Source organism: Pseudomonas sp. BIGb0558, from assembly GCF_024807515.1.
Lineage (GTDB): Bacteria > Pseudomonadota > Gammaproteobacteria > Pseudomonadales > Pseudomonadaceae > Aquipseudomonas > Aquipseudomonas yamanorum_A.
Map to the genome: position 1 here is coordinate 1 of NZ_JANUEW010000076.1, position 9,200 is coordinate 9,200.

General features: G+C 63.1%; 3 protein-coding genes. 2 read left to right on the forward strand and 1 reads right to left on the reverse strand.

Annotated features, from left to right (window positions below; translation table 11 throughout):
• Positions 1 to 106 precede the first annotated feature (106 nt).
• Positions 107 to 6,388, reverse strand: a complete 6,282-nt coding sequence (locus tag M2400_RS33070; protein WP_259201385.1) for a non-ribosomal peptide synthetase — start codon at positions 6,386 to 6,388, stop codon at positions 107 to 109.
• A 487-nt stretch (positions 6,389 to 6,875) separates the two neighbouring features.
• Between M2400_RS33070 and M2400_RS33075 the strand changes: the two genes are divergently transcribed.
• Positions 6,876 to 7,670, forward strand: a complete 795-nt coding sequence (locus M2400_RS33075) for a helix-turn-helix transcriptional regulator (RefSeq protein WP_177049005.1) — start codon at positions 6,876 to 6,878, stop codon at positions 7,668 to 7,670.
• A complete protein-coding gene (locus M2400_RS33080; RefSeq protein ID WP_177115873.1) occupies positions 7,670 to 9,145 on the forward strand; it encodes an efflux transporter outer membrane subunit in 1,476 nt (491 codons plus the stop codon). Before M2400_RS33075 ends, M2400_RS33080 begins: the two co-directional genes overlap by 1 nt.
• Positions 9,146 to 9,200: the final 55 nt, after the last annotated feature.

Consider the following 9,200-nt stretch of genomic DNA (forward strand, 5'->3'; position numbering starts at 1 on the left):
GCAGAGCGTTTTGGTTACTTTTGCGCTTTTCAAAAGTGACCCGCTGTAAGAGCGGAACCAATAGCAGCCGTTACCGCAGGAATGGATATGTACACCACACCAACCCTCAAATCCTGCGCCTCCGCCCCAACTGCGGAATCCCCAAAGCAGGCACCACCTCCACCCGCTCCACCCTCCTCCCCACAACCCCCGCCAACCCCACCACCGTCGGCTGACTGAACAACGACCGGGCATCCACCTCCAACCCCGCCTTGCGCATCCGCGCCACCACCCCCACGGCCAACAACGAATGCCCCCCCAGCTCAAAGAAATGATCCCGGCGCCCCACCCGATCCAACTTCAGCACCTCAGCCCAAACCCCCGCAATCACCGTCTCCACCTCCCCCAAAGGCGGCTCATAATCCCGGCTCAACACCGCCTCCACCCCAGGCTCCGGCAACCCCTTGCGGTCCAGCTTCCCCGCCGGATTAAGCGGCCACGCCTCCATGCGCACAAACGCCGAAGGCACCATGTACTCCGGCAACCCCTCCACCATGAAGCTACGCAACGCCTCAAGCCCCGGCACCCCATCACGCACCGTGAAATACGCCACCAACCGCTCATCCCGAATCAACACCGCCACCTCCAGCAACCCGGGATGCGCCGCCAACCGCGCCTCAACCTCCCCCAGCTCCAGCCGCACCCCACGCAGCTTCACCTGAAAGTCATTGCGCCCCAGAAACTCCAGATTCCCGTCCGGTAGATAACGCACCAGATCCCCCGTGCGATACAACCGATCCCCCGCCACAAACGGGCTGTCGATAAACCGCTCCGCCGTCATCTGCGCCAACCCCAAATACCCGCGAGCCACACCCATCCCGCCGATATGCAACTGCCCACTGCACCCCAGCGGCACCGGCCGATCATGCTCATCCAACACATACAGCCGGGTATTACTGATAGCCCGCCCAATCGGCAACTGCACCGCAGGCACCGGCGCACCCGGCTCCAGGGTCCAGGCGCTGCTGTCCACCGTAGCCTCGGTAGGCCCGTAGACGTTATGCAAGCGCACCCTGGGCAACCGCGCCTGAACCCCACGGGCCAGAGCCTCGGTCAACTCGCCGCCGCCACATAAAACGTCAGTAAGGCTGGTGCACTGCGCAGACTCCTCCAGCTCCAGAAACTGCTGCAGCATCGCCGGCACAAACTTGATCACGCTGATCTGTTGCTCACGAATCACCTGCGCCAGGTACGCCGGTTCACGGTGGCCATCGGGCCGCGCAAGCACCAAGCGCATGCCATTGGTCAGCGGCCAGAACAGCTCCCACACCGAGCCGTCAAAACTGAACGGCGCCCGCTGCAACAACGCGCCGCCCTCGGCATTCGGGCACAGTTGCGAGCCCCAGTGCATCAGGTTGCCCAGGCCGCGATGCTCGATCATCACGCCCTTGGGCGTGCCGGTGGAGCCGGAGGTGTACATCACGTAGGCCAGGTTGCCGACGCTCAACCCCGGCACCAGCGGATTGCCTTCAGGTGCCTGGTGCCAGGCGCAATGATCGAAGTCGATCACCGGTATCGACACCGGCCCCGGCAGGTCGCGGGTCGCGCCATGTACCAGCAACGCCACCGGGGCGCTGTCTTGCAGCATGTAGGCCAGACGCTCACGGGGATAGCCCGGGTCCAGGGGCACATAGGCGCCGCCGGCCTTGAGAATGGCCAGCAAGCCCACCACCAGGTCCAACCCGCGCTCGACACACAGCGCCACCCGCGAGTCCGGCTGCACCCCGCGTTCGCGCAGGTGATAGGCCAGGCGATTGGCGCGTTCGTTGAGCTGGCGATAGGTCAACTGTTGCTCCCCGGCCTGCACCGCCACCGCGTGAGGGGTGTGCCGGGCATGGGCTTCGAACAGGGCGTGGACGGTCAGCTCCACGGGGTAATCGGTTTCACTGGCGTTGAAGGCCACCAGTTGCTGTTGCAGTTCGGTCGCAGGCAGCACCTGCACCTCGAACAGCGGGGCTTCTGGCGTCTCCACCAACCCCGTCAGCACGGTGCCGAGGTAATCCAGCAATCGCTGGGCGCCGATCTTGCGTGGGGCCTTGGCCTTGAGCCGGAAACCGCTGGCCAGGTCATCCACCGTCAGCATCAGCGGGTAGCTGAGGATGTCTTCACTGCTCAACAATTCGATGCCGGGCAGCAGTTCCTGAAGCTCCTCGGCCGAGGCATGCCGGTAATTCAGCAGGCTGTTGAACAGCGGCGTGACGCCGCTGCAACGCTGGGCCAACGCCAGCGAGGCCTGCTCATGGGCGAGCAAGGCGCTGAGTTGCTGCTGGGTCTCCTTGATCGCCTCGCGCACTGTCAACCCGGCCAGGCGCACCCGCAGCGGCAAGGTGTTGATGAACATGCCCAAGGCCCGGTCCGCGCCCTCGCCGGCCTGCAAACGTCCCAGCAGAACCGTACCGAACACCACATCATCACGGCCCGAGACGCGCCCCAGCACCTGGGCCCACGCCAGATGAAACAGGCTCGCCGCACTGACGCCCAGGCTTCGCGCCTGCTCACGCAGCAACTGGCCAAGGGCGTCGGGAAGCAGTACATCGGCTTCCTCAGTCTCGCGGCGATCCGCCTGGCGCTCCTGCAAACCGAAGGCCAGGGTCGGCTCGTCGACATCTGCCAGCCGCTCGCGGAAGAACGCTTCATGCCCGGCCTGGCGTGCCGGCGAACGAGTCTGGGCGACCACGTTGCGGTAGGGCACCGGTGCCGGCAGTTGCTGTTGCTCGCCTTGAAGATGGGCGCGGATTTCCGCCATCAGCACTTGGGTCGATGTGGCGTCGTTGACCAGGTGATGGAAACGCAGCATGCCCACCCAACGTCGGTTCAGCGGGTCTTCGGCGTAATCCAGGGCCATCAGCGGCGCCTTGCGCAAATCCAGCGGGCGCTGGCGCTCGCGCAGTTGCTCGACGGTTGAGTCACCTGCAACGCTTACCGCTTCCACGTCCAGCCGCGCCTCGCGCCATACCACCTGCATCGGTTGTTCAAGGGCATCCCATGCCAGGCTGGTGCGCAGGATGTCGTGACGGTCGATCACCTGTTGCAGCGCCTGGGCGAAGGCGTCCAGTTGGTCACGGCGGGCGAAGCTGAACATCGCGTGTTGCTGGTACGGATCGCGCTCGTCAGTGATGTGGTGATAGAGCAGGCCTTCCTGCAACGGCGCCAGCGGATAGATTTCCTGCACATTGGCGGCGCCACCGGGAATGGCGGCATTGATGCGCTCAATGCTTGGCTGATCCAGTTCGGCCAGCACCAACAGGCCTGGCGTAATGGAGGTGCAGCCCAAAGGAACAAGGTTGGCCGGCACATCAGGCTCGCGGCCTTCGCCGACCGCAGCCGCCAACGCGGCCAATGTCGGCTGGCCAAACAGTACCTGCACATCGGCCTGCAATCCGGCCTGGCGCATGCGCTGTACCAGTTGAACGGCCAACAACGAATGGCCGCCCAGCTCGAAGAAATGATCATGCCGCCCTACCTGCCCGACGTGCAGCAGCTCGCTCCAGAGCTGCGCCAGGATGATCTCCGTGGGGCCTTGGGGGGCTTCGTAGATTCGGCTGACAAACGCATCGCTGCCAGGCGCCGGCAAGGCCTTGCGGTCGAGCTTGCCGTTGGCGGTCAGGGGCAATGCATCGAGTTTTACGAACGCCTGCGGCACCATGTAATCCGGCAAGCGCGCTTGCAGGTCGGCGCGAAGCTGGTCGATCTGCACCGGGGCGTGTTCGGTGAACCAGGCCAGCAGTTGACCGTCCCGCACCTGCACCACGGCTTCAGTGACGCCTTCACACGCGGCCAGGGCGGATTCGATTTCACCCAGTTCGATACGCATGCCACGGATTTTTACCTGGTCATCGTTGCGCCCCAGGTATTCGAGATTGCCGTCCGGCAGCCAGCGCGCCAGGTCGCCGGTGCGGTACATCCGGCCCGGGTTGAACGGGTCATCGAGGAAGCGTTCAGCGCTCATTTCCGGGCGGTTCAAGTAGCCCCGCGCCACGCCTGCGCCGCCGACGTACAACTCGCCAGCAATGCCGATAGGCACCGGTCGCTGCTGCTCATCCAGCAGGTAGACCGTGGCATTGGCGACAGGCTTGCCGATGTGCAGCGGCTGCCCGACCTCAACGAGGCCCGAGGTGGCAACGACGGTGGCTTCAGTCGGGCCGTAGTTGTTGATCACCGCAAAACGGCGGGCCTGGTTGAACTGGCGCAGGCGATCGCCACCGATCAGCAAGGTGCGCAGGGTCGGGTGTTCGATGTTCTGGCTGAACGCATACTCGGCCACCGGTGTGGGCAGGAAGCACACGTCCAGCGGTTGCGCGCGCCACCAGTCCAGCAGCGCGTCGATGTCTTCCGCGCCGTCGTGAGCCGGCGGCAGGTGCAAGGTCGCGCCCACGCACAAGGCCGGCCAGACTTCCCAGGCCATCGCATCAAAGCCGAAACCGGCCACGCTGGCTGTGTGGCTGCCCGCGTGCAGGTCGAAGGCCTGGCAGTGCCAGTCCACCAGGTTGGCCACGGTGTGGTGTTCCACCATCACGCCTTTGGGCAGGCCGGTGGAGCCCGACGTGTAGATCACGTAGGCGAGATTGGCGGGGGTCATTGCAACCTGAGGGTTGCTCGCCAAGTGTGCGGTGGCCTGGTCCAGGTTGATCACCGGCACGCTCAGTACCGGCAAGCGTTCGAGCAAGTCCGTCTGGGTCAGCACCGCTACGGGTGCGCTGTCATGGAGCAGGTAATTCAGGCGCTCGGCGGGATGGGCCGGGTCCACCGGCACATAGCAGGCGCCGGACTTGAGAATCCCCAGCAACCCCACCAGCGTTTCCAGGCCGCGTCGGGCGACAATTGCCACACGGTCGTCAGGCTTGACTCCCAGCACCAGCAGTTGATGCGCCAGGGCATTGGCCCGTTGATTCAACTCGGCATACGTCAGCCGCTGGCCCTGATACACCGCAGCGACTGCATGCGGCGCCAGCGCGGCCTGGGTCTCGATACGTCCATGCAGGGTTTGCGCCGCTGGATACGCTTGGGCGGTGGCGTTCCAGCGTTGCAGCTGTGCGGTTTCTTCAGGCGTCACCAGGGAGAAATCCGCCAGCGTCCGTTCTGTATCTTTCAGCCCCTGCTCCAGCAGATACACCAGGCGCTCGGCCAGGGCCTGCACCTCATGCGCCTGGAAATACGCCTCGTTGTAGACGCAGTGCAGGCACGCCGTGTCGTGGTAGCGGTTGCTGCGCAGGTGAATCGCCAGGGGCAAGGGCTCGTGGTGGTTAGAGACCTTGATCGCCCGGGCCGATGCCTGGCCGTAGCGAAACTCATGGTCGTCCTGTTCATAGGACACCGACAGGTCGAACAGCTGGCCACGGTCGGCACGCAGCAGGCCCAGTTCGCGATTCATCTCGCTCAGCGGGAAGCGCTGGTGGCGGAAATCCTGCTTGAGCTGGTCCCGTACACCGCGTACCAACGCGCTGAAAGACCCGTCTTCGCTGAACTGCAAACGCACGGCGCTGACCTGGGTGAACAGCCCCAGGGTCGAACGAAAGCGCGCATTGGAACGGTTGAGAATCGGCAGCCCCACCACCCACTCCTGGCGCTGGCCGGTGCGGCTGAAATACACATACATCGCAGCCAACAACACATGGAACGCCGACGCCTGGTAACGACTCGCTACACGGGCCATGCGGTTGAGCAGCGCCGCCGGAAATGGCGCCACCAGGGTGTTGCTCGGCGCCTGGTCCCGGGCCTGGTAACGGGGGGTCAGCAGCGGCTCGGGCAACACCCGGTATTTATCCAGCCAGTAGCTGCGGTCCCGGGCGAAACGGGCCGACTCACGATAGCGTTCGTCGCTGTCGATGAAGTCGATATAGGACGGTGCCGACAGCTCCGGTTGCCGGCCCTGCTCCAGGGCGCTGTAGAGGCCGGCCAGGGATTGCAGCATCTGGCCGAAGCCCCAGCCGTCGAGAATCAGGTGGTGGGCCTGAGTGCCGAGGCGGTAATGCAGGTCGTCGAGCTTGACCAGGAAGAACCGGAACAACGGTTCCTCGACCAGCCGGTAGGCGCGGGCCATTTCGTCCTGCAGCAAGGCCTGGGCGGCAGCCTCGGGATCGGGCAGACGGGAGTAGTCATGCTGCGGCACCGATACCGCCATCACCTCGGCAAAACCCTGCCGGGGCAAGCCGTCTTCCGCCACCTGCAACACCGTGCGCAACCCGTCGTGCTTGGCCACCAGTTGCTCGATAGCGCGCTGGATCAATGCGGGGTTCACCGGGCCGGCGAGGTCGACATAGCCGCCGATGTTGTACAGCGGCGAGTCGCCGAGGCGCAGTTGGTCCAGCCAGATATCCCGCTGGGCGGCGGTCAGGGGAAAAAACTTCATAAGATCCTTCTCATGTGAGGTGTCGATAAGGCGCACAACGCCCCATTGAGGCGAAATCGACGGGATTTAAGCACCGCCCCCCAAGGCGCGTATGTCACCCGAAACCCGGACAGCCGGGTACCGCGCCGAGGTTGGCTGATGGTTCAGTGCTGAAACGATTAAATGAATGTAGGAGATTGGCTATATCTGGCCGATGCCGGATCGCCATACTTTTTTCAAAAAAGCCAATAAAAACATTTAATTTCAATTAGTTAACAAACTCTAAAATCCACGAACGGCGCATCCACGCATTATTTAACTGTCAGAAATGACGAAATAATGGCGCGATTTTTATGGCAGGTTGTGTCCCTCGTTTCCGCTACATACGTAGGACAATTCCCCGTGGCTAAATAAAGCCTCGAGCACCGACCCAGGTTCAAGGAGAACGGGAGGCCTGCACACGAAGGGGCAACCGTTGACGGTTTTCGACATCAAGGATGAGATGGCTATGAGTCTGACCAGCAGTATTCGGAATATGGAAAGTCCGCAGTTTTATTTCGAATTGGGGGAATTGATTTCCAGCGCAGGCACCGACCCCTTTGCCGCAAACATGCTGCAGCTGGTGAACAAACTGGTACCGGTGCACCTGGTGGACCTCAGTGAATGGACCCTCGACGAGCACCAGGCCAGTGTGCTCGATATCAAGCTGCTCGGCAGTGACGGGTTGAAGCAGGACCTGCCGCCACCGCGCACCCTGCATCACCGCGACGATCACCCGCTGCTGAAAAAAATGCTCGGCATGAACGACCCGCTGTTGATCCAGATGAATGCCAAGGCCAACAGCACCCACGCCCGCGGCACCTCCCACCAGTGCAACCTGGTGTCGCGCCAGGCCAACCGGCGGTGCGTGATTTCGTTCTATCGGCCCCACACCCAGCGGGCCTTTTCCCTGGCCGAACTGTCGTTTCTCAAAAGCCTCTCGGAAACACTGCTGCCGTTGATGGAGCGCCACGCGCAGATCAATCGCCAGGTGCCGCTGGTAGCGCCCGAGCCCTCTAAAACCCCGCTGGAGCAGTCGCAATTGCAGCGCGAATTCTACAAACGCCTGTCACTCAGTGACATCACCCTGTCGGCGCGGGAGCAGGAGGTTTGCCTGGGGTTGTTGACCGGCGGCACCGTGCCGCAGATGGCCGAGAAACTCAGCGTGAAAAACAGCTCCATCGAGACTTACCTCAAGCGTGCGGCGGCCAAACTGGGGGTCAGTGGCCGCCATGGCCTGGCCAAATGGATGGTTGGCGCGTAATGAAAAAACTGATGCTCGGTGTGGTGTGTGTGCTTGGCGGGTGTTCGCTGATCCCGGATTATCAGCGGCCCGAGGCGCCGACGCCGGCGCAATACCCGCTGTATAACGGCGGGATTGTCGGTCCATCGGCTACAGGGCCTGACTGGCAGCAGTTGTTCCGTGACCCGGTGATGCGGCAGTTGATTGGCCAGGCGCTGGAGAATAACCGCGACCTGCGGGTGGCGGCGCTGAACGTGGAAGCGTTCCAGGCGCAATACCGCATCCAGCGCGCGGACCTGTTCCCGGCGGTGTCGGCCACGGCTGCCGAAAACCGCCAGAAAGTCCCGCGCCGCGCCACTGGCACCGGCAAATCTGCGATCACCTCTACTTATTCAGCGACGTTGGGCGTGAGTGCCTACGAGCTGGATTTTTTCGGCCGTGTGCGCAGCCTCAGTGAACAGGCGATGCTGCAGTACCTGGCCACTGAAGAGGCCCGGCGCAGTGCGCAACTGAGCCTGGTGGCCAACGTCGCGAACGCCTACCTGACCTGGCGCGCCGACCAGGAACTGCTGGCCCTGGCCCAGCAGACGCTGACGTCGGACGAGCACAGCCTGCGCCTGACCTCCCGTAGCAAAACGGCGGGCAAGGCGACGTCGATCGATGTGATCCAGGCCCAGACCAGCGTTGAAAGCACCCGCGCCAGCATCGCCCGCTACCAGCGCCAGGTTGCCCAGGACCTCAACAACCTGGCATTGCTGGTGGGCGGGCCGGTGCCGGATTCGCTGCCGGCACAGCCGCTGTCCGCCGACCTGGTGGCCCGGGTGCCGGCCGGGTTGCCGTCGGACCTGCTGCAGCGGCGGCCGGATATTGTCCAGGCGGAGTATCAGCTCCAGGCGGCCAACGCGAATATTGGCGCGGCGCGGGCGGCGTTTTTTCCTTCGGTTACGCTGACGGCCAATGCGGGGACCAGCAGCAAGGACCTCTCGGGATTGTTCCAGGGTGGTTCGGGGAGCTGGGTGTTCCAGCCGCAGATCAATCTGCCGATCTTCAATGCGGGCAGTCTGCGGGCCAGTCTGGATTACGCGAAGATTCAGAAGAACATCTATGTCGCGCAGTATGAGAAATCGATTCAGACCGCGTTTCAGGAGGTCTCCAATGGGTTGGCGGCGCGGCAGACGTATAACGATCAGTTGGCGGCGCAGCGGGATTTTGTTCGGGCCAACCAGAAGTATTACGACCTGGCGCAGCATCGGTATCGCAGTGGGGTGGACAGTAATCTGGTGTTTTTGGATGCGCAGCGGTCGTTGTTCAATTCGCAGCAGGCGTTGATTGTTGATCGGTTGGCGCAGTTGGTGGCGGAGGTGAATTTGTATACGGCGTTGGGTGGGGGGTGGGAGGTGGCATCTTCTGGGGCTGGGAGCATATCCGTTACTTCGGTAACGGCCGCTTATGGTTCCGCTCTTACAGCGACTCACTTTGGAAAAGCCCCAAAGTAAGCAAAGGGCTCTGCCCCGCCTGTCGGCACCTCGCCTAGGCTCGGTGTTCCCTCAC

Bases quoted from the DNA above. Each gene is read 5' to 3' on its own strand.
- M2400_RS33070 (WP_259201385.1), bottom strand. From the start codon at position 6,388: ATGAAGTTTTTTCCCCTGACCGCCGCCCAGCGGGATATCTGGCTGGAC.
- M2400_RS33075 (WP_177049005.1), top strand. From the start codon at position 6,876: ATGAGTCTGACCAGCAGTATTCGGAATATGGAAAGTCCGCAGTTTTAT.
- M2400_RS33080 (WP_177115873.1), top strand. From the start codon at position 7,670: ATGAAAAAACTGATGCTCGGTGTGGTGTGTGTGCTTGGCGGGTGTTCG.